Origin of the sequence: Rossellomorea oryzaecorticis, from assembly GCF_038405515.1 — a bacterium.
In the GTDB taxonomy this organism is placed as follows: domain Bacteria; phylum Bacillota; class Bacilli; order Bacillales; family Bacillaceae_B; genus Rossellomorea; species Rossellomorea oryzaecorticis_A.
The window spans coordinates 48,702-69,056 of the sequence record NZ_JBBYAF010000018.1 but is presented as its reverse complement, the minus strand read 5'-3'; the positions used below and the strand labels follow the sequence as shown (position 1 = coordinate 69,056).

General features: G+C 43.6%; 23 protein-coding genes. 16 read left to right on the top strand and 7 right to left on the bottom strand.

Annotation, left to right across the window (positions count from 1 at the left end):
- Positions 1-17 precede the first annotated feature (17 nt).
- On the bottom strand, positions 18-755 hold the full coding sequence (locus tag AAEO50_RS10845; RefSeq protein WP_341983417.1) for an Mrp/NBP35 family ATP-binding protein: 738 nt from the start codon (positions 753-755) through the stop codon (positions 18-20).
- 174 nt (positions 756-929) lie between these two features.
- On the opposite strand from AAEO50_RS10845, the gene AAEO50_RS10840 reads away from it, so the two are divergent.
- Genes AAEO50_RS10840 through AAEO50_RS10820 form a run of 5 tightly spaced genes read left to right on the top strand, consistent with a single transcriptional unit; the run spans position 930 to position 5,545 of the window.
- Positions 930-2,111 (top strand): MFS transporter, encoded by a 1,182-nt coding sequence (locus AAEO50_RS10840; protein WP_341983415.1) that lies wholly within the window; start codon positions 930-932, stop codon positions 2,109-2,111.
- Positions 2,108-4,234: a formate dehydrogenase subunit alpha gene (gene fdhF / locus AAEO50_RS10835; RefSeq protein ID WP_341983414.1), complete on the top strand. Its 2,127-nt coding sequence runs from the start codon at positions 2,108-2,110 to the stop codon at positions 4,232-4,234. Before AAEO50_RS10840 ends, fdhF begins: the two co-directional genes overlap by 4 nt.
- 17 nt (positions 4,235-4,251) lie before the next feature.
- Positions 4,252-4,794 (top strand): 4Fe-4S dicluster domain-containing protein, encoded by a 543-nt coding sequence (locus AAEO50_RS10830; RefSeq protein ID WP_071620144.1) that lies wholly within the window; start codon positions 4,252-4,254, stop codon positions 4,792-4,794.
- Between the two features lie 33 nt (positions 4,795-4,827).
- Complete coding sequence (locus AAEO50_RS10825) at positions 4,828-5,361, top strand: Rieske (2Fe-2S) protein (protein WP_341983410.1); 534 nt, start codon at positions 4,828-4,830, stop codon at positions 5,359-5,361.
- Positions 5,354-5,545: a hypothetical protein gene (locus AAEO50_RS10820; protein WP_341983408.1), complete on the top strand. Its 192-nt coding sequence runs from the start codon at positions 5,354-5,356 to the stop codon at positions 5,543-5,545. Before AAEO50_RS10825 ends, AAEO50_RS10820 begins: the two co-directional genes overlap by 8 nt.
- 106 nt (positions 5,546-5,651) lie before the next feature.
- Here AAEO50_RS10820 and AAEO50_RS10815 read toward each other — a convergent pair whose 3' ends face one another.
- Positions 5,652-6,185 (bottom strand): hypothetical protein, encoded by a 534-nt coding sequence (locus AAEO50_RS10815; RefSeq protein ID WP_341983406.1) that lies wholly within the window; start codon positions 6,183-6,185, stop codon positions 5,652-5,654.
- 128 nt (positions 6,186-6,313) lie between these two features.
- On the opposite strand from AAEO50_RS10815, the gene AAEO50_RS10810 reads away from it, so the two are divergent.
- From AAEO50_RS10810 to moaD, 4 genes are read left to right on the top strand one after another with little or no spacing between them, the layout of a single operon-like run.
- Entirely contained in the window at positions 6,314-7,324 is a 1,011-nt protein-coding gene (locus AAEO50_RS10810) for a MoeB/ThiF family adenylyltransferase (RefSeq protein ID WP_341983404.1), read from the top strand.
- Between the two features lie 19 nt (positions 7,325-7,343).
- Positions 7,344-8,621, top strand: a complete 1,278-nt coding sequence (gene glp, locus AAEO50_RS10805; protein WP_341983402.1) for a gephyrin-like molybdotransferase Glp — start codon at positions 7,344-7,346, stop codon at positions 8,619-8,621.
- Positions 8,622-8,649: 28 nt separating this feature from the next.
- Positions 8,650-9,102 carry a molybdenum cofactor biosynthesis protein MoaE gene (locus AAEO50_RS10800; RefSeq protein WP_341983400.1) on the top strand — a complete coding sequence of 151 codons (453 nt, stop codon included), beginning with the start codon at positions 8,650-8,652 and terminating at the stop codon, positions 9,100-9,102.
- A gap of 16 nt (positions 9,103-9,118) precedes the next feature.
- Positions 9,119-9,352, top strand: coding sequence for a molybdopterin converting factor subunit 1 (gene moaD / locus AAEO50_RS10795; RefSeq protein WP_341983398.1), 234 nt, complete (start codon positions 9,119-9,121; stop codon positions 9,350-9,352).
- 42 nt (positions 9,353-9,394) lie between these two features.
- Here the strand turns inward: moaD and AAEO50_RS10790 are convergent, their stop codons facing one another.
- The gene (locus tag AAEO50_RS10790; RefSeq protein ID WP_341983396.1) at positions 9,395-9,934 is read right to left on the bottom strand and encodes a hemerythrin domain-containing protein; all 540 of its coding nucleotides are present in this window, start codon (positions 9,932-9,934) and stop codon (positions 9,395-9,397) included.
- Positions 9,935-10,125: 191 nt separating this feature from the next.
- On the opposite strand from AAEO50_RS10790, the gene AAEO50_RS10785 reads away from it, so the two are divergent.
- Genes AAEO50_RS10785 through modB form a run of 3 tightly spaced genes read left to right on the top strand, consistent with a single transcriptional unit; the run spans position 10,126 to position 12,071 of the window.
- Entirely contained in the window at positions 10,126-10,626 is a 501-nt protein-coding gene (locus tag AAEO50_RS10785) for a MogA/MoaB family molybdenum cofactor biosynthesis protein (RefSeq protein ID WP_341983394.1), read from the top strand.
- On the top strand, positions 10,623-11,387 hold the full coding sequence (gene modA / locus AAEO50_RS10780) for a molybdate ABC transporter substrate-binding protein (protein ID WP_341983392.1): 765 nt from the start codon (positions 10,623-10,625) through the stop codon (positions 11,385-11,387). The genes AAEO50_RS10785 and modA overlap by 4 nt, the downstream gene beginning before the upstream one ends.
- Before the next feature lie 18 nt (positions 11,388-11,405).
- The gene (gene modB / locus AAEO50_RS10775; protein ID WP_341983390.1) at positions 11,406-12,071 is read left to right on the top strand and encodes a molybdate ABC transporter permease subunit; all 666 of its coding nucleotides are present in this window, start codon (positions 11,406-11,408) and stop codon (positions 12,069-12,071) included.
- 55 nt (positions 12,072-12,126) lie between these two features.
- Here the strand turns inward: modB and moaC are convergent, their stop codons facing one another.
- Positions 12,127-12,612 carry a cyclic pyranopterin monophosphate synthase MoaC gene (gene moaC / locus AAEO50_RS10770; RefSeq protein WP_341983388.1) on the bottom strand — a complete coding sequence of 162 codons (486 nt, stop codon included), beginning with the start codon at positions 12,610-12,612 and terminating at the stop codon, positions 12,127-12,129.
- 79 nt (positions 12,613-12,691) lie between these two features.
- Here moaC and mobB point away from each other — a divergent pair, with 79 nt between their 5' ends.
- A complete protein-coding gene (mobB, locus tag AAEO50_RS10765; protein WP_341983386.1) occupies positions 12,692-13,189 on the top strand; it encodes a molybdopterin-guanine dinucleotide biosynthesis protein B in 498 nt (165 codons plus the stop codon).
- 50 nt (positions 13,190-13,239) lie between these two features.
- Here the strand turns inward: mobB and AAEO50_RS10760 are convergent, their stop codons facing one another.
- The 3 genes from AAEO50_RS10760 to AAEO50_RS10750 form a co-directional block, all read right to left on the bottom strand.
- The gene (locus AAEO50_RS10760; protein ID WP_341983384.1) at positions 13,240-14,748 is read right to left on the bottom strand and encodes a nitrate/nitrite transporter; all 1,509 of its coding nucleotides are present in this window, start codon (positions 14,746-14,748) and stop codon (positions 13,240-13,242) included.
- A 121-nt stretch (positions 14,749-14,869) separates the two neighbouring features.
- Complete coding sequence (locus AAEO50_RS10755; RefSeq protein WP_341983382.1) at positions 14,870-15,316, bottom strand: hypothetical protein; 447 nt, start codon at positions 15,314-15,316, stop codon at positions 14,870-14,872.
- A 140-nt stretch (positions 15,317-15,456) separates the two neighbouring features.
- Positions 15,457-16,173, bottom strand: a complete 717-nt coding sequence (locus tag AAEO50_RS10750) for a Crp/Fnr family transcriptional regulator (protein ID WP_341983380.1) — start codon at positions 16,171-16,173, stop codon at positions 15,457-15,459.
- Positions 16,174-16,319: 146 nt separating this feature from the next.
- On the opposite strand from AAEO50_RS10750, the gene AAEO50_RS10745 reads away from it, so the two are divergent.
- The 3 genes from AAEO50_RS10745 to shc all read left to right on the top strand — a co-directional run bounded on the left by AAEO50_RS10745 (position 16,320) and on the right by shc (position 20,080).
- Positions 16,320-16,949, top strand: a complete 630-nt coding sequence (locus AAEO50_RS10745; protein WP_341983378.1) for a molybdenum cofactor guanylyltransferase — start codon at positions 16,320-16,322, stop codon at positions 16,947-16,949.
- 54 nt (positions 16,950-17,003) lie between these two features.
- Positions 17,004-18,011: a GTP 3',8-cyclase MoaA gene (moaA, locus tag AAEO50_RS10740; protein WP_341983376.1), complete on the top strand. Its 1,008-nt coding sequence runs from the start codon at positions 17,004-17,006 to the stop codon at positions 18,009-18,011.
- Between the two features lie 197 nt (positions 18,012-18,208).
- Entirely contained in the window at positions 18,209-20,080 is a 1,872-nt protein-coding gene (gene shc, locus AAEO50_RS10735) for a squalene--hopene cyclase (protein ID WP_341983373.1), read from the top strand.
- Positions 20,081-20,355 lie beyond the last annotated feature (275 nt).

Here is a 20,355-nt window from a genome sequence, read left to right as displayed (position 1 = left end):
AGCGGGGGACGGGATTTTTATTTGAATTTCTGGTCTATGGCCTCTGCCAGCTGGCTGTAGTGGTGAAATAAGCTGGTATCTTCGCTGTAAATGGATGGAGTTTCAGACGTTTCGATTGGTTCTTCGATTGGGAGTTTTGCCAAAACGTCTGTATCTAATCGCTCTGCTAACAGATCCCCTCCGCCTTTTCCGAACAAGAAATATTTTTCACTGCTTTCTTTCGGCTGAAAGTACGACATATTTTCAATGACGCCTAAAATATCGTGCTTCGCTTTCAGTGCCATAGTTCCTGCTCTTTCAGCTACAATCGAAGCTGTTTGATGAGGAGTGGTGACAATGATTTCTTTGCTTTGCGGAATGTTCAGGTGCATATCGAGAGCGATGTCCCCGGTGCCTGGAGGCATATCGAGAATGCAGTAATCCAGCTCTCCCCACATCACATCCTTACTGAAATGCTCGACCATCTTTCCTAACATCGGTCCGCGCCAGACGACAGGGTCGTTGTTTTTTATAAGAAATCCCATCGACATGATTTTTACCCCGTGAGACTCTACAGGAATGATCTTTCCGTTGAAAGTTTTGGGGCGACTGTCCACATTCATCATTTTCGGGATGCTGAAGCCGTAAATATCCAAATCGATCAAAGCGACGCTCTTTCCTTGTCTTGCGAGAGATACAGCGAGATTCGTTGAAACCGTCGATTTTCCTACTCCGCCTTTTCCACTTGTTATAGCTATTACATTACCTGATAGCATGTTCACACCTCTTTCACAAATTTTAGGTAAATTTCCATCGTGTGACGTACTTCACAGTCCGGAAAATAGTCTTTCTGTACAATGATTACAAGTTGAAAATTTATCAACGTAATCAATTTACCAAATATACAACTGCGTTGATGTTAAAAAAGTCACATGGAGGTTGGGCATGAGATGAGAAAGACGCTCGAACGCTCGTTTTATTCAAAAACCAGTCAAAAATCATTTTTCATTATCCTTTTTTTGATTTTCACAACATGGATCGGGACCGAACAGTTTTTACATTTTGATATGGCTTTAATGGGGTATTTTATTTCTTCTATCATATTTGCCATCGGATTGACCATACGGATGTCTTCCTGGCTAATTCGGCCGGCAACCCATCAGGTTATCAAACGGAGTCTCACGAATCTGAAAACCAGTTCAAGAAAAAAACGTAATTTAATTTCAATCGGAAAAATCGCATTTGAGAATATCTTTTTACAGAAATTCATTTTTAAAAGAGGCATCTACCGGGGTGTGCAGCATTTCCTTATTGCCTGGGGGTGCATTGGATCCTTTGCGATTACATTCGGTCTGACGTTCGGCTGGATGCACTTCGAACTTGTCGATCCCGAAACCTATACCATCGTGGTGATGGGGGTAGATACGATTTCGATGGCCGCTCATGGTTTATTCGCAGAAATGGTGTATAACGGGTTGAATATCACCGCCACGATGGTGCTGATCGGCGTAACCATGGCACTTGCGAGAAGGATCGCCAGCGAGGACGTGAAAGTGACACAACGTGCGGAATTTGATTTATTTCCTTTATATTTACTGCTTGCGGTAACAGGGACCGGACTTTTACTTACCGTTTCATATGTGCTGTTAGATGGATGGATGCACCACTATATGACCCTGATCCATCAGGTCACCGTGGTCGTCTTACTCGTTTACTTCCCATTCGGCAAACTGTTCCATCTCCCGATCCGCCCGCTCACAACAGCAGTACCGCTGAATTATCAGGAACAGATAAAAGTGGATACGAGACCATGTCTGAGATGCGGCACCACCTATAGCAACGATGATCAAATCAGTGATGTAAAAGATATTCTGGCTGTTCAAAACTTTGATCTGCAGCTTGGAGACGGAAGTTATCTTTCTGACTACTGCCTGCCGTGCCGCCGCAGAATCAGGGTGATGAAACAACTGAATGCAAAGCCGCATCTAAAGAGCAGTGATCCGATCTCAACGCTGAATGGAATTCAAATGGGCGGATTCAGTAAAAAAAGAACAGACGATTATTACAAATTCCCTGAAGATGTCCAAAAAGAAATCGCTCAGTACAAGGAAAAAGGAGGCAATCAAAAATGAGTCAGTATATCGCAAAAGAAGGAGTCAAGAACCTTCACAAACCAGGCGAAGAACTCATTACGACCCACTGCTGCTATTGCGGCATGCAGTGCGGGATGCATATACGAGTAAATAAGAAGTCGGGTCAGGTAGTTGGAGTTGAACCGCGCTATGACTGGCCTGTCACAAAAGGGAAAATGTGCCCGAAAGGTGTAACGGCCTATCAGACAATCGAGCATGAAGAGCGTATCCTGACGCCGCTGATCAAGAAAAACGGAGAGTTCGTGAAGGCAAGCTGGAACGAAGCACTCGACTTGATTGAAAAGAACTACAAACGACTGCAAGCTGAAAGCGGGAAGGACGCCTTGTCTGTATTCGGGGGTGTCTCGATGACAAACGAAAAGTGCTATTTGGTTGGAAAATACGCGCGAGTCGGACTGGGCACTAGATTCATTGATTATAACGGCCGCTTTTGTATGAGTTCAGCTGCAGGAGGATTTCTGAAAACGCTGGGTATTGACAGGGGATCGACGCTCCCATGGCCGGAACTTGAACATACCGATTGTTTCTTTATCGCTGGTTCTAATACCGCTGAATGCCATCCTACAAGCATACAATGGCTGTGGAAAGCGAAAGACAAAGGAGCGAAGCTGATAGTGGCTGACCCGAGGGAAACGCCGACAGCCCGCGTAGCAGACGTCCATTTGGATTTGAAACCCGGCACAGATTCAGCCCTTGCGAACGGTATGCTCCATCTCTTAATAAAAAACAATTACGTCGATCATGAATACGTTAAAAAGAGATGTAATAACTTTGAAGAACTTAAGAAAGCAGTTGAGAAATTCACACCGGATCACACGGCCAGCATTACTGGCGTATCCGTTGAAAAAATCTTAAAAGCTGCACATATTTTCGGTTTATCTCCTCGATCAGTCGTTATGTTTGCCCGAGGGGTGGAACAGCAATCCAAAGGGGTGGATAATGTTTCCCTTTATACATCAATGGCACTTCTCAGAGGACAAATTGGAAAGTTTGCATCAGGTGTCGCCACTTTCACCGGGCAAGGAAACGGTCAGGGAGGAAGGGAGCACGGTCAAAAAGCCGATCTCCTGCCGGGTTACCGCAAATTGACCGATCCTGACGCAGTGAAATATATATCCAATGTATGGGGGATCGAACCCGAGGAAATGCCGAAACCTGGTGTATCAGCTTATGAAATGTTTGATGAAATTCAAAAAGGCACCATTCGCGCTATGCATGTCGTTTGCAGTAACCCTGCCGTATCAGCCCCGAATCTGGAACACATCTGGAACGGCTTCAGAAAACTTGATTTTCTTGTGGTGAGTGACTTCTTCCTATCCGAAACCGCACAATTTGCGGATGTCGTCCTGCCTGCTGCAACATGGGCGGAAGATGAAGGGACGACCACGAACCTTGAAGGCCGGGTCATCAGAATCCGTAAAGTGCGGGAGCCTTTAGGTGAATCAAAACCTGACTGGGAAATCCTCAGTCTCATTGCCAAACGAATGGGCAAAGGTAAGCATTTTAATTACAAAAATGCAGGAGAAATCTTTGAAGAATTCCGCTTGGCTTCAAAAGGCGGCAAAGCCGATTATTACGGTATCACATGGGACCGGATCGATAAAGAAAGCGGAGTCTTCTGGCCTTGTCCTTCTGAAGATCATCCGGGTACTCCGACAATGTTTACAGAAAAGTTTGGAACGCCTGATGGGAAGGCGAACCTGCCAAGTGTGGCATGGAAAGAGGCCGGAGAAATTCCTACTAAGGAATATCCATTATTCTTAACTACCGGCCGTGTCGTGTTCCACTATTTATCCGGGGCTCAAACGAGAAGGGTCAAATTCCTGATGGAGCAATGTCCTGAACCATATGCAGAAATGCACCCGGCACTTGCAAGTAAATACGGGTTAGAGGATGGGGATTTGGTGAAATTGATCACACCCCGATCACATATGATTGTAAAGACCAAATTAACCAAGGCGACGAGAAGGGATACAGTATTTGTCCCATATCACTGGGGGAAGGAATTAGCGGTCAATCAGCTGACGAATCCATGTTTAGATCCGATTTCAAGAATGCCTGAATTTAAAGTGTGTGCCTTGAAGCTTGAGAAACATCATTAAGAAAGGAGTCGGGATGAATGAATAAAATCATGTATCTTGAATTTGAACGCTGCATCGGCTGCCGTGCCTGCCAAGCGGCTTGCCGCGAGTGCGGTGATCATGATGCAAAAGAAAGAAACTATGTGGAATATGTTGATTTCATGGAAAGCCGCCAGACGTATCCAATGCTCTGTATGCAATGTAAAGACCCTGCTTGTGCACGTGTCTGTCCGGCAAATGCCATCCAAATAACTGAAGAAGGGGTCGTTCTTTCAGCAATGGAAGAAAAATGCATCGGCTGCCGTAATTGTACCTTTGGATGTCCATTCGGGATACCGAAGTTTGATTTTGAAGAGAACAAAATGTACAAATGTGATATGTGCTACGACCGCTCAAAACATGATATTGCCCCAATGTGTGCGTCTGTTTGTCCGAGTGACGCGATTCGCTTTATCGATTTTGATGAAATGCAGCAGCTTCGCAGAAAACGATCTCAAATGAACCTCGTAGAAGGCAAGAAACCACAGGAAGGAAACAAGTGGGATTACGTTCCGGAATTCTTTGGAGTATATACAGATTAAGTCAAGTAGATAAGGCGAAAGGAGACGTCACCTATGCCTCAAGATCATAAAAATAAACGCAACAGTAAAGATAGCAATGATGAAATGATTCATTTAATTGATAACCTGAACCGTGATGATGACCTGAAATACAATCGTCGGGCTTTCTTGAAGTCTGCAGTGGGGGCATCGATTACGCTGGGATTAGCGACTCTTCCGTTTTCAGCTATTGCCCTGAATAGAGAAGAAGATGACACGAACCGGAAGATGATTACACAATTAAAAGATCTGCCAAAAGACAGTTCAATGAATTTTAATTACCCGACGGATGATGAGCCTGCAATCCTGGTTCATACCAAGGAAGGAAAACTGAAAGCATACAATAATAAATGCACACATCTTCAATGCCCGGTATTTTATGAAAAAGAAGAATCCGTCCTGCTCTGTCCTTGTCACCGGGGGTTTTTCAGTGTAGATAACGGCCAGCCTTTAGCGGGGCCGCCTCAGCGTGAACTGCCTCTGATCGAACTGGAAGTAAAAGATGGAGTTGTGTATGCAGTCGGAAGGAAAGTCCGCCATGGTGAATAAGAAATATTGGATCATCATCTTTCTGACATTAGCCGTAAACGTCGTGATGCTGCAGTGGACAATCGAGTCGTTCTACGGCGAAGAGTATGTGCACGTATGGCTGTATACAGCAATCGGGACTACTTCCTCACTCGTCTGTTTCCTCACATTTTGGCAATGGAGAAAACAAGAGTACCGGAAATGAACTCTGCAAGAATAAATGGTGATACATTCAAAGTAAAAAAGTGGATGGCAAAATAAAAAAGAGCATTCCGAAAGTAAATCTTTCGGAATGCTCTTTTGTTAGTGGGTCACCATTCATTTGTAGCCTCTACCTTCAAATCGATGCCTTTATATGTTCTTTCACCAAACAGAGTAATGACTGTGCACTCTTGTATGTTTGAAGATACGTCAGCAACATAGTTCACAAACATTCCGGCAGCAATCTCTTTGCCTGCTTCATCCAGCACCCTTACTTTTTTACCTTCCAGGGTACGGAGCTTCGCTTCCTGAAGAAAGGAGACCCATTGATCCCAGTTGGTTAAAATATATGCCCCGGTCCCTTCCGATAGGTAACCCAATAAACTTCCGGAGTCATCACACTGAGCATCGAGTTCTTTAATGAGCTCAACAAGAAGATGATGAACGGTCTTGTATTCTTCCAGATTCAGTTGTGGGGAGAAACTGATTTCTACTGTTCTATCGATGAAATCAGGCTCTGTCTCTACTTGTATTTTACTATTCTTGAAGATATAGTTATCCCCGCGTTTTTTAAACCCTTGCTTCACTAATGCCTCTTCTATCGAGTGATCTGCGAAAATCGAATGCAGTTTGACTGATAACATGATGAATTTCCCCTCCTGTGAACTTTGTCACTTACTATCGTATCGTTACCATTTATTATAGTAGATAAAGAAGAGAAGCACTGTGACATTTATTACGCCACAAGGCTTTTTTAAAAGGGGAGTATGCAATGAATGACCGTTATTCAAGACAGGAGCTGTTTCCGGGCATTGGTGAAAAAGGCCAGGAGCAATTATCCAGGAAACATGTGCTTGTTATAGGTGCAGGCGCGTTGGGGTCAGCGAGCTCTGAAGCTTTGGTTAGAAGCGGGATTGGAAAACTGACGATTGTGGACCATGACTATGTGGAGTGGAGCAATTTGCAAAGGCAGCAGCTATATACAGAAAAAGATGCAACAGAACAGATGCCTAAGGCCGTTGCTGCTCAGAACAGACTAACTGAAATAAATAGCCCAGTCACAATTAACGGACGCGTAATGGAGGCAACCGCAGAATCCCTGCTCCCGTACCTCCACGATGTGGATTTGATTATAGATGCAACAGATAACTTTGATACACGAATGATGATAAATGATCTTTCTCAGAAATATGAAATCCCATGGATTTTCGGATCATGCGTGGGAAGCACGGGAATGAGTTATACGGTCATCCCCGGAAAAACCGCATGTTTGAACTGTTTACTGGACCGCCTGCCGATGGGAGGGGCAACATGTGATGCGGCTGGCATCATCGCCCCAGCTGTCGGAATGGTCGCCGCTTATCAGCTGACCGAAGCGTTCAAGCTTCTGGTGAATGATTTAGAAGCCCTGAGGGGGAGTTTGATTACATTTGACTTGTGGAATAACCAGCAATACAGCATGAAAACGGAAAAAGCGAAAAAGTCCGACTGTCCTTCCTGCGGGGAGCATCCAACCTATCCATACTTACAATATGAGAACCAAACAAAGTCGATGGTGCTGTGCGGAAGAAATTCAGTGCTGATCCGGTCACCTCAAGAACGGAACCTTAGTGAACTTCAGAAGACGATTCAATCTTTAGGGGAAACGAAAATAAACCCTTACTTGCTATCACTTCAATATGAAGGATACCGGTTTGTATTTTTCAAAGAGGGAAGGACCTTGGTCCATGGCACAAACTCAATAGAAGAAGCAAAGAAAATGTATTATAAAATTATCGGATAAGAATGGGGGATTTACTGGAATGGTAGAGAGACGAACGCCCATTAAAGTAACGGATGCCGTGCAGCGGGTGATGAAGCGGTCACCGGCAGGAGAAGTGGAAAGGGTGGATATCGAGCACGTTTATGGACGATTTCTAGGGGAGGACTTAACGGCAAAACATGATGTCCCTCACTTTGACAAGTCTCCTTACGATGGATTTGCTTTAAAGGCGATCGATACAAAGACTGCTTCAAGACAAACGCCGGTCACACTTGAAGTCATCGCAGAAATAGGAGCTGGAAGTGTACATAAAGGAGTCGTACAGCGGGGCGAAGCAGTTCGAATCATGACCGGGGCCCAAATACCTGCCGGGTGTGATGTCGTGGTCATGCTCGAGCTTGCGGAATCCTACAGCCTGGAGGGAAGGAATTTCGTCAGGATCAACCGTGTCTGCAATGAAGGAGATAATATTTCACGCAGAGGCGAAGATACTCAAAAAGGAACGGTGCTTGCTGAAAAAGGGACGTATATCAACCCCGGGATAGCAGCTCTCCTTGCCACATTCGGATACAAGGAAGTACCTGTCAGCATGAAACCGAAAGTCGGCGTGCTGGCAACCGGGAGTGAGTTATTGGAAGTCGGTGATGATTTAGAACCTGGTAAAATACGAAACAGTAACACTTATATGATTCTTTCTCAAATAGAAAGGGCAGGAGGAGAAGCTGTTTATTACGGTCAATTCGCTGATGACTTCGAGGTCTGCTACCAGCAGGTGGTGTCCGCTCTCCAACAGGTGGATATCCTTATCACGACAGGCGGCGTGTCAGTAGGGGATTATGATTATTTGCCTGAAATCTATGAGAAGATGGAAGCGGCCGTGCTCTTTAATAAAATCGGCATGCGGCCCGGCAGCGTCACGACTGTCGCGGAAAAAGGCGGAAAGCTTTTGTTCGGATTATCGGGTAATCCTTCAGCTTGTTATGTAGGATTTGAGCTCCTCACAAGACCTGTCATCAGGAAGTTCCTTCATAGTCAGGCACCATTTCTTCAATCTGTGACAGGGGTCTTGGGCAGTGATTTCAAAAAACCTAATCCATTTACCCGCTTCGTCCGGGGAAGTATCAGGTTTGAAAATGGCAAAATCATGGCGTTCCCATCCGGACTTGATAAATCAAGTGCTGTCGCTTCACTCACTGACACGAATGCACTGATTGTCTTACCTGGAGGAACAAGGGGTTATGAAGAAGGCATGACTGTCCAGTTCCTCCTAGTGGAAAATCAAGAAGGTCAATCACGGATCTCAATTGATAAAGAGTAAATCAGAGTTTATTGGAGGAGTGAAAACGATGGAGTTATTTGAAGTGAAATCAGAGCCGCTTTCTTTAGAAGATATCACGAAAAAAGTAGAACGCAGAGAAGCCGGCGCCATTACTACATTTATCGGTACAGTAAGAGAGTGGACCAAAGAAAAACGTACTCTCTACCTGGAATATCAGGCTTATGAACCGATGGCAGCCAAAATGCTTGCCCAAATAGGAAAAGAAGCGGAAGAAAAGTGGCCGGGAACGAAAATGGCGATCTCCCACCGCATCGGCAGATTGGAAATTTCAGATATTGCCGTGCTCATCGCTGTCTCCTCGCCTCATCGTAAAGCTGCCTATGAAGCGAATGAGTATGCCATCGAACGAATCAAAGATATCGTTCCAATTTGGAAAAAAGAGCATTGGGAATCCGGGGAAGAATGGATTGGAAACCAAAAGGAAACCGTGCCGTATCCATCAGGACGGCCTCATCTTTAAGAAGGGAGCGAATACAATGATCAAAATTCTATTATTTGCCGGATTACGTGAAGAAGCAGGGAAGAGTGAAATAGAGATAAAAGCTGACAATCTATCTATTTCAGGTCTTAAACAACAGCTACTGGAAACATATAACTCACTTAATCTCAACGGTGCAATGATCGCCGTTAACGAGGAGTATGCAACAGAGGATACAGTGGTTAAAAGCGGCGATGTCGTGGCGTTTATTCCTCCGGTAAGCGGTGGATAAAAAGAAGGTGTATCCGATGAAGCCGGATACACCTTCTTTTCGTTACAGGTGAGCCCCCTCTCTGACCGCCTCTAATAATCTCTCTTTTTCATCCGCGGACAATAGGTTCTGTGCCATCGGAAACAATACCTGTTCTTCCTTCATAAAGTGCGAGGTGAGTACATGATAAGCTTCAATGACCAGTTTGCATGTTTCATGTACGAATTCCCTAGTGCCGCTCATCACTTCCGTTTCCTTGAGGAATGCTGAGATTAATTCCTTCGCCTGATCATGCTCCATTTCCATCACGACAAGCGGACCGTGGCTGCGCCCAATGTATGCAGCCATTAATTCAAACAAGTGTCCTTCTTCCTTTTGTGAGTGAGGTTCAAGAGCTGTCATAAAAGCTTCGACTTTATGGCGCAGCTCTGTCATTTTTTCCATACGTTTCTCTGAGGAACTTTCTTTCATGATGCTGCCGGCTACCTCAAATAATTCTAACTTTTGCTCATTTAATTCTATATGTTCATTTTTTAAAATCTGTAAGGCTTCGCATAGTTCTTCAGGTTGATGATCCGCAGACATGTGGTGACATCCAAGCATTTGTCTTCTCCTCCTTCAAGTGGTTAAAGCTTACTTTAAGATTACAAAATAAGGGCGTGGGAAGATGTGATGCGCCTCACTATTTATAAGAACATTCCGTGAAAAATAGAGAGACTTCCCCGTGATGTTTTTCACAAGTGAAAACGAATCATCATGATACAATAAAGAAAAATCGCAGGAGGGGAATCGGCATGAAGTCTGCAGCAAAGAAAAAGATAAATGTCCTGATTATTACGGTAAGTGATACCCGTACCGAAGTAACAGATAAGAGCGGCGACTGTATGATCCAACTGCTGGAACAATCAGGTCACCATATTGTTCAAAGGGAAATCGTAAAAGACGAGGAGCTGTTGATCGGGGAAGCGATAAAGCGGGGGTTGTCAAACGAAGAAGTCGAAGCCATTTTATTGAACGGGGGAACCGGTATTTCAATGAGGGATGTGACGATCGAAGTGGTTCGCTCATTTCTTCAGAAGGAATTACCTGGCTTTGGAGAAATCTTCAGGTTTCTTAGCTATTCTGATGATATCGGATCCCCGGCCATTCTTTCCCGTGCAATCGCAGGGGTGGTGGATGAGAAAGCAATCTTTTCCGTCCCGGGTTCCACAGGGGCTGTAAAGCTTGCAATGGAAAAGCTGATCCTGCCTGAAATAGGCCATATTCTTACCGAGTTACATAAACATAAATCATGAGGAAGAGAATCTGGCAATTTCTCTTTTTGATCATCCTATTTGCCGGTGCGGCAGGATGCCAGTCGGGAGAGAAAGAGGAAACGGTTATTACAATAGGTGCAGCAGCGAGTCTGAAAAGCAGTCTGCTGGAATTGCAGCAGCAGTTTGAAAGAGAGCATGAAGACGTCAAACTATCGTTTCATCTCGGTTCCACCGGTGCGATTCGAAAACAAGTAGAACAGGGTGCCCCGATTGATGTCTTCCTGGCTGCTTCTAAGGACGATTATGATTCACTTTATCGGGATGGACTGGTTGAAAAAGGTGATAGATTAGTAGGGAATAGAGTAGTGGCTGTCACGAACAAACCTGAAGGCATTCAGTCACTTAAAGATGTCTGGAAGACGGATGAAAAAGTAGTCATCGGAAATCCTGCCTCAGTACCGGTCGGAAGATATGCAAAAGAACTATTGGAACAAAGCGGGCAATGGGAAGAAGCAGAATCGCGTCTTATTTATGGAAAGGACGCGAAACACGTGATTATACTAATGGATCAAGGGGCTGCTACTGTAGGTTTAGTTTATAACAGTGACGTTGAATCTGAACACAATTTACGCATTATTGATTTTTTTGAAGAGTATTCTCAAGAGGATACAGGCTATTACGGGGCAAGGGTGAAACGAAGTAAGCATCAAAAGGGACCAAATGAATTTCTCGATTTTTTAAAGAGCAAGGAAGCGAAGGAGATCTTTAAGAAAGAAGGATTTATCAATATTGGAGAATAAGAGGAGCAGGTGTTTTAAGTGAACGGTGAATTTTTCTTCCCCATACAATTATCTATACTGGTTGCTTGCATGGCGGCAGCTGTTTCATTAATACTTTCTGTTTTGGCAGCCTATCGAACTGTCATGACAGACGGCAGGGGCAGCAGTATTTTGGAGACTGTGTACCTTTTGCCGCTTGTTCTTCCTCCTTCTGTACTTGGTTTTTTGTTACTGTTTATTTTCGGGATGAATAGCCCAGTGGGACGGACGGTCGAACTGCTTTTCGGACAAACCATCCTTTTTTCTAAGTCGGCAGCAGTCATAGCGGCCGTGATAGTGGCGTTTCCGCTTATGTATCAGTCTGTGAAAACAGGGTTTGCAGAAGTGAATGGTGACATTGTCGGTGCATCAAAAGTAGATGGTGCCTCCAATTGGAAAGCATTTTATCACGTAGTTCTTCCGCTGGCCAAAAAATCAATCGTCATGGGGGTCATTCTCGGCTTTACAAGAGCATTGGGGGAGTTCGGGGCCACTCTCATGTTTGCTGGGAATATACCTGGAAAAACGCAGACGATCTCGACGGCCATTTATGTGGCCCTCGAATCAGGGGAAAGTCATTTAGCATGGAAGTATGCGGGAGTAAGCATCAGTTTATCTTTTCTATTATTGTTTCTGATGAAAGGGCTGGATGGACGCAGGGATTGATAGGTCAAAAAACCCCAAAGGAGTTTGAAACAACCTGTGGGGTTTTTTAGATACATCAGGACTCTCTTATGAAGTCACCGCTTTTTCCGCCGGATTTCTCAAGAAGATAGGTTTCACCGATAACCATTCCTTTATCGACAGCTTTGCACATATCGTAGATCGTCAAGGCGGTTACGGACGCAGCCGTTAGAGCTTCCATTTCTACACCTGTACTGCCTTTTGTTTTTACTTCGGTGGTGATCACCAGCTCGCAGTGGGGATTTTTTTCTTTCCAGTCAAAGGAGATATCCACACCGCTGATTGGAATGGGATGGCACATCGGAATGATGGAGGAAGTCTGTTTAGCCCCCATAATGCCAGCAACCTGTGCGACTGCGAGTACATCTCCTTTGGTAAAATCATTGTTTACGATTTTGTCGTAAATCTCTTTCGTTACTGTAATGCTTGATCGTGCTTTTGCATAACGGCTGCTTTCATTTTTAGCGGTGATATCCACCATCTTGGCGCGGCCCTGTCCATTGAAATGTGTAAATTCACTCATATTTGACACCTCTTAAATTTAAATTGATTCTATTTATTCGTTATCGTACCATACATGTTTTTGAAAGGAGTTAACGTACATGAAAGTCATTCAAGTTGTCGGATTTAAAAACAGCGGAAAGACTACTGTTTCTTCAAATGTGATTTCCTATGCGGCAAGTAAAGGAATAAAGACCGGATCGGTAAAGCATCATAGCCACGGAGCCCCGGATGTTGTAGAGGGGACGGATAGTGACCGGCATCTAAGAGCCGGCGCCACTCTTGCCGGAGTGGAAGGGGGCGGTATTTTCAACGTCTCCCTTCAGCTGGAAGATTATGATTTCCATGATATTCTTCGAATCTACGAATTAATCAAGATTGAATTGCTGGTGGTTGAAGGATACAAAGAAAAAGATTATCCCAAAATTGTTTGTATAAGAAATCAAGAAGACTTGTCCCTTCTTGATTCTCTTAAAAACGTCCAAGCGGTCTTTTTACATTCACATCTTTCCTTGCCGCCCGGCTATCACCTTCCCGCCTTTACTGCTGAAAAAATGGATGCTTTCGAACAATGGATCGATTCGTTCATCAAGCCTTGATCATGTAAAGAGAAGCTGTTCCCTGTTGATAGGAAACAGCTTCAATGAAGCTAGTTGATTTTTCTTTTGCTTTCCGAAATATCGCTAAACTGTCCGACATAATATTTTACATCGCCGGCATCGTTACACACTTCTGAAATGGTCAGCCACTCTAAATAGACATCTCCATTTTTTCGTTTATTCCAGATTTCACCTTGCCAATACCCCTGATCTTTTAATTCATTCCACAGAGCTGAGTAAAAATGCTGACCATGCCGTCCGGATTGAAGAATACTTGGTTTTTGTCCAACGGCTTCTTCTTTTTCATAGCCGGTTACTTTAGTGAAAGCCTGATTTACCCTTTCGATGATCCCTTCTTCGTTTGTGACCATCATTCCCTGTGCTGTGTTCTCAAGCACTTTATTTTCCAGCTTTAATTTTTCACGGAATGTCATCCATAATACAATGACAAAACTGAGGAGCGCGAATTCGGATAAAGCCATGAATCCGATTGCATAGTGCCCCGTCAAACTGAAGACGGTTGTTAAAACTAATGGAGGGAAGAAGCCTCCCAGACCTCCCATGGCTGCCACAAGACCATTTACGATACCCGCCTGTTTTGTGAAATAGAGCGGAACAAGTTTGAAAATCGTCCCGTTCCCGATACCCGCGCAGGCCGCGACTGTCAATACACCAGTGGTATATAACTCAATCGTAGGGGAGAAAGATAATAATACCCCTGAAAATGTTAATCCACCGAATACAAACAACAGGATGAAATATGGATTGAATTTATCAGACAGCCATCCCCCGATCGGGCGCATAAATGTTGATAAAGCGATGAAACCCGCCGTCCGTAACCCGGCGTCAACCGGTGTTAAATTAAATTCATTCACCAAGAAGTTTGGTAAATAAATGGTGAACGCGACAAAAGAGCCAAAGGTGATGAAGTAAAATAGACATAATGCCCATAACGTTGAATTACGGTATACTTCCTTTACCTGTTTAACGATAGAAACATTCATTTTCTTTTCTTTGCGGTCACCAAACACAAAGTTTAAAATGGCAAAGGCAAGCAGTAGGACAAGATAGAAGCGGACCGTTGTCACCCATCCAAATGAGCCGGCTAGGACAGGGGCGGCAAATGCGGTAACCGCAGTACCGATATTACCTGATCCATAGATTCCGTTAATGAATCCATGCTTGCTTGAAGGATAATATTTAGGAAGAGAGGTTACACCGATTGAAAAAGTGGCTCCTCCGATCCCGATCAACAGACCTCCAATGACTAAATCCGCCAGTGAGTCAGCTTGACTGATGTAGAATACAGGGAATAATAACGCGATAAAGCTTATCGTGAAAATTAATCTGGCACCGAAACGATTTGTGTAATATCCGATCGGGATGCGAAGCACACTTCCCAAAATGACCGGAATCGCCGTAACTAAGGCAACTTCTCCATTCGTTAAATCAATATCCTGACGAATATTCGGCATAAGTGAAGAAATGAGCACCCATACCATAAACCCGGCGATGAGACTTGATGTTTGAAGAGGGAGCTGGATTATTGTACTCTTCATTGGATGATTCTCCTTTCATTCCTAAAAAAATGAAAATCTATATCCATATCCTAACAACGGTATACATAAAAGGTTGTGAAGTTCATCACACGAATCAAAGAAACTTCACTGGAGATATTCCTCAGCTCATTAATTTCACAATTTCTTCATAAGAGTTTTTCAAATTTTTATGAAAAGATCGTAATAAATTTCTTTGCAGCAATGGATGCTGGTTCGATATACTGTTGATTAATAGAAGGGGGACTTCCAAATATATTGTGTTTTCCCTAACCTCAAGACTAATTGATTCCCCATTCTTATGATAATGAAGAAAGACACTCGGCATAAACATATCATTTGTTGTTAAGGACCCTATTTTATATTGAGAATCCAGGGATTCTTTTATATGAACGTGAAGAGTGCCGGATAATATAATGATCATCGTGTTTTCCTTCTGTAAGTGGATAATGTCACCCTCTTCTTGTTTTATGATGCTTGAAGCATCCACTATCCTTTTGAGTTGATCTTTATGAATGTCTTGAAACAAGCTGAGGCTTTTCAGGTAAAGCAGATAATCCTGCTTATTCATTCTTTCTCCTCCTTCTTCCATCCTTCGATGCATTTTCATCATTATAAAAGAATATCTGAAAAATAACTGTGACACTTTTCACAGTTACTGGAATATAAAAAGGCGGCCTCAACTTTACGTTGAGGCCGCCTCGCATTCTCTTAATCTATATTGCAAATATCAATCGGACAGTTTTCACAACCGATTTCTTTTCTAAGATATTCTAAATCCAGGATGATGATCTTTCCTTCAGAGGTATAATCGATGATATTTTTTTTCTTTAATTCACTCAGCATGCGATTCACACTTTCTCTGGTCGCGGCACAAAATTTGGCCAATTCCTGATTGGTGAGGTGAATATCGAGAAGGATCCCTTTTTCATTTTTAATACCATAAGAGTTTGATATACGGATAATGGTGGAATAAAGAGCGCCTTTTTTTCCGTTCATGACTAAATCCCGGATTTTTGATTGGTTTTTTCTAAGGTGATTTGAAATCCATTTCATAAATTCGAAGGTCAGGGGTGCATCGTTTATTAGATTTTTTTCCAAGGTGTGTCTTTGAATTACGTGAACTTCTCCTTCTTCTAGTGCGTATGCGCTTAACATGTATGTGGCATCATCCGAGAAAAGGGTCAATTCTCCAATAAAGTCATCCTTTTTACATATTCGCATGTTCAATTCTTTGCCTTCAAGACTCAGCTTGCTTATTTGAAAAATCCCGGATTTAATCAGATATAATTCATCTGCTTCTTCCCCTTCTTGAAACAAGAAAGTGCCTTTCTTGATTTTTCGTGGAGTTCCGATTGATTGTAATAAAGAAGCCAAATCCTCAGAAACAGTGGAAAGGTCGCTTTTTCTTTTTTTATTCAATTCCATTAAGGTATCACCACTCCTAAATTTGAGTACCAATAACTCTACGTAATAACATGTATTCTACATGTAACTTTTATCACTGTTTCATTTAAAGTAACATGTTATGCTTACGTTTACAACTATATTCTGGAAAGGAAGATATATACTTTATGAGCCTTAAGAACGTGATGGGTGTGATTCTGGCAGGAGGCAAGTCAAGAAGATTTGGTTCAAATAAAGGATTTGCCCTTTATAAAGGAATTCCTTTTTATGAATGGTCAATTAGAGCGATGAAGAAAGCTGTAGAGAGCTGTGTTCTGGTCACAAGCCGGGAACTGGAGAGTGAGTATAAAGCGATAGCAGGAATGCCTGTCATCGTGGATGATTCTTCATTCAAAGAAAGTGGTCCGCTCGGAGGAGTGTATACCGCTATGTCAGAAATGGCACCGGCTGAATGGTATGTTCTGCTGCCGATTGATGTTCCGTATATCAATTCCTCGATTATTGAGCAGATCATTGAGGTTGATGGAAAAGGATTCAAAGCGATCATTCCCATCATTGAGGGAAAGAAACAGTTTTTGATCGCAGCGTATCATTATTCTCTCAAAGATATGATATACGAGCAATTGCGATCAGGAAACTACAGGATGCAGTCTTTAGTGGAGTCAATAGACGTTCTTTATATAAAGGAAAAAGAGATGGGGAAAAATGCGAATGTATCCTTTAGAAATGTGAATACCGTCCAGGATTTGGGAATGTTTGAAAGTGAGGACTGTGACAAACATCATAATGAACACTGATCCTTCATGATAAGATGAAAATAAATTGGTACAAAAAGTAAGGAGGGCGAGAAAATGAAGAATGTTCTCGATACCCGAAAACGACCGTTACGTGACTTAAGAATTTCAGTAACGGATCGATGTAATTTCAGATGCAGTTACTGCATGCCTAAAGAGATTTTCGGGGCTGATTATCCCTTTATGAAACAAGATGAAATTCTTTCCTTCGAGGAAATTGTCCGCTTGGCGGAATTGTTTGCACAATATGGAGTGGAGAAGATTCGTTTAACAGGAGGGGAACCGCTGCTGAGAAGAGATCTTCCGGTTCTGGTTCAACGTCTTTCGGCGATTGATGGAATTAAATACGTCACGTTAACAACAAATGGAGTATTCCTGGCCAAGCATGCGAAAGCGCTGAAGGATGCGGGCATATGCCGGGTAAATGTCAGTCTTGATTCTCTTGACGATGAAGTATTCAAAAATATTAATAATATGAATACGAGTGTCTCAACTGTATTAAAGGGAATCTTCTCAGCAAGAGATGCGGGGCTTGAAGTCAAGGTGAATATGGTTGTCAAGAAAGGGTTGAATGATCAGGAAGTATTGCCGATGGTTCGTTTCTTCAAGGAAGAAAACATTACACTGCGTTTTATTGAATATATGGATGTTGGCTGTACGAATGGCTGGAATTTCAAAGACGTCATCTCCAAAAAACAGCTGTATGATATGATTCAGGAGCATTATCAGCTCGAACCTGTTAAGCAGGACTTCTTTGGAGAAGTGGCTAAGAGATATCGCCACAAAGGAACCGATACAGAGGTAGGGTTCATCTCTTCAGTCACGGAAACCTTCTGCGGTTCATGTACGAGGGCGCGATTATCCACAGATGGAAAGCTTTATACCTGTCTGTTTGCATCAGAAGGATACGACTTAAGAAATATGCTGCGTTCTGGTGCATCTGATGAAGAGGTTGCTTCGACGATTCAGTCGTTGTGGGAAAAGCGCGATGACCGCTACTCTGAAGTCCGCACCGAAGAAAGCCAGAAGAATCGTAAAATCGAGATGTCCTATATTGGTGGATGAGATAGATAAATATGTTAGTAGATAGAATGTTGATAAATGCTGAACCCATGCGATATAGGGTTCGGCATTTTTTGTTGGGATCAATGAATACAGAAGAACGATATTGTACTAAAAGGAACTGCCCAAAGTCTACTAACCAGCTCCGCAAAAACATATACATATCAAAGACAGCTAACTAAAGGACGGGAGGAATGCGTATGAAAAGGGAAATTGAAGAAACAGCCAATAAAATGGTGGAAGAGCTTCGCGGGAGACAGAATCCTGACGGGAGCTGGTCGTTTTGTTTTGAAAACAGTCTGATGACAGATGCCTATATGATCATCTTGATCCGCTCGTTATTTTTGAAGGAAGATGAGCTTGTCTATCAATTGGTCAAAAGGCTTTTGAACATGCAGACGGCTGAAGGGGCCTGGAAGGTATTCGAGGATGAGGAAGAAGGGAATCTATCGGCTACGATCGAGGCTTATTTTGCGTTGAGATTCAGCGGACTTCTTGATGAAAAAGACACGCGTATGAAAAAAGCGGAACAATTCATTAAGGATAATGGGGGATTGGAGGAGGCTCATACTCTAACCAAGCTGATGCTTGCGATACATGGCCAGTATGAATGGAGGTATCTAATGCCAATTCCGATTGAAGTTCTGCTTATACCAGGGACCTTTCCAATCAGCTTTTGGGATTTCAGCAGCTACGCACGGGGGCATATTATTCCGTTTCTATTGGTAAGGGATGGGCGGTACCATATGAAGACCCCGAGAACGCCAAACATCACGCATCTTTTTCTTCATGCACGACGTGAGCAGGACAGTGAGAGCCGAATTTTTCTTCTGGAAAAATTAAAGGAAGGCGTCAAAGGGCTCGCGGGTCTGCCGGATGCCCTTCGTTCACAGGCGCGGCAATTTGCACATGATTATATGCTGAAGCGGATCGAAGCGGATGGAACGTACTTGAGTTACTTCAGCACTACTTTCTTTATGATTTATGCGTTGAAATCTTTTGGCTATCGGGAAGATTCGTCCGTGATAAGAAATGCACTAAACGGCTTGAAGGCAATGATCTGGCAAACCGATAACGGACCCCATGTTCAAAATTCCCCTTCCCTCGTCTGGGACACTGCACTGATCTGCGACGCCCTTCAAGAGTCGGGTCTTTCCATTGATGATGAGACGATCACACGGTCCATCGGGTATTTAATAAAACAGCAGCATTATAAATTTGGGGATTGGGCCATTGACATTCCCACTGTTTCTCCAGGGGGATGGGGTTTTTCTGAAAGTAATTCAATTCACCCTGACGTGGATGATACGACAGCTTCCTTGCGTGCCATCACCTATTCTGCGAGTGAACAGCCCCATATCCGGCAAGCGTGGGAAAGGGGTGTCGAATGGGTACTTGGTATGCAGAACCGGGATGGGGGCTGGCCGGCTTTTGAAAAGAATAAGACCAAAGGGATTCTTGCTTCATTCCCGTTAGACGGGGCAGAAGCGGCAGCGATCGATCCTTCTACGGCAGACCTGACAGGAAGGACGCTTGAATTTCTGGGCAGCAGGGCAGGGCTGACAAAGGATCATCCGAAAATGAGAAGGGGCATTGGATGGTTAAGGCTGAGTCAGGATGAGAACGGCTCATGGGCCGGCAGGTGGGGGATTCATTATATTTATGGAACATGGGCGGCTGTCACCGGGATGAGGGCTGCGGGGGTTCCGTCAGCGGATAAAAGTATAGAAAGGGCAAGGAAGTGGCTCGAAGATATTCAAAGGAGCGACGGGGGATGGGGAGAGTCGTGTTACAGCGATCAAAAAAACAAATACATTCCACTTTCCTTCAGTACAGCCTCGCAGACTGCGTGGGCACTCGATGCGCTCATCAGTATTTCAGACCGGCCCACTCATGCTATTGAAAAAGGGATGAGAAGGCTCATGGACCTCATTAACGATGAACAGCTTGCCCCTGCAGATTCCTATCCGACAGGTGCAGGTCTTAAAGGGAAATTCTATATTCACTACCACAGCTACAAATGGATATGGCCGCTTCTGACGTTTAGCCATTACCTGAACAAGTACAAATGAGGGAGATAGCAGGTCCTCTCTCCCTGCACTAGCGCTTCACCTCGCTAAAAGCCCGTCCCTCGCTGCACTACCGTACTAAAAGCCCGTCCCTCATCACAGCAGTGCGGTAAAGAGTTAGAATATTCTTTACTTATAAGGCATATCATTTTAAACTGTGGGTGGAAGTAATTTTTTCCAAGAGGCTCTATGATTAAATTAAATGCAGTATTAATTAGTTCCAGCTTTTGATTGGAGTACAAGACGAAGACTCCTGCGGGAGAAGCGAGACAGGTGAG